1 protein-coding gene is annotated in these 407 nt (G+C 59.7%); it reads right to left on the bottom strand.

Annotation, left to right across the window (positions count from 1 at the left end):
* Nucleotides 1-18: 18 nt before the first annotated feature.
* Nucleotides 19-407 (bottom strand): MarR family winged helix-turn-helix transcriptional regulator (locus CVH10_RS17880; protein ID WP_106489360.1); only part of this gene is annotated, 389 nt, incomplete at its 5' end.

Genomic DNA, 407 nt, shown 5'->3' with positions numbered 1-407 from the left:
AGAGCGAGCCCCCCAGCATCAATCGTTTGCATCGGGAACATCAGCGCCAGCGGGGCGTCCCTCAAGGCTCAGTAGCAAAGTCGACAGGTGCGCATCCAGCTGAGCCAGAGCGACTGCAGGCAATGCCTCGAGGAGCTTGCGCTCCTCCTCGACGTGGACTCCTACGGCACGGTTGATGAGTTCAAGTCCTCTGGAGGTTAGCTGCACCAGCATGCTGCGCGCATCGTGCTCGTTGGGCATGCGCTCTACAAGCCCACTCGCTTCAAGTCGTTTGAGACGATGGGTCATGGTGCCCGAGGTCACCATCAAGGTAGAGAACAGCGCTGTCGGACTCAAGCGGTAAGGAGCACCCGCTCGCCGCAGTGTGGCAAGCATGTCGAATTCCCAGAGGTTCAAGTCGAACTTCG

Origin of the sequence: Halomonas sp. ND22Bw, assembly GCF_003011945.1 — a bacterium.
Lineage (GTDB): Bacteria > Pseudomonadota > Gammaproteobacteria > Pseudomonadales > Halomonadaceae > Halomonas > Halomonas halophila.
Note: the sequence above shows the minus strand (reverse complement) of the source record. Positions and strands in the feature narration are given on the sequence as shown.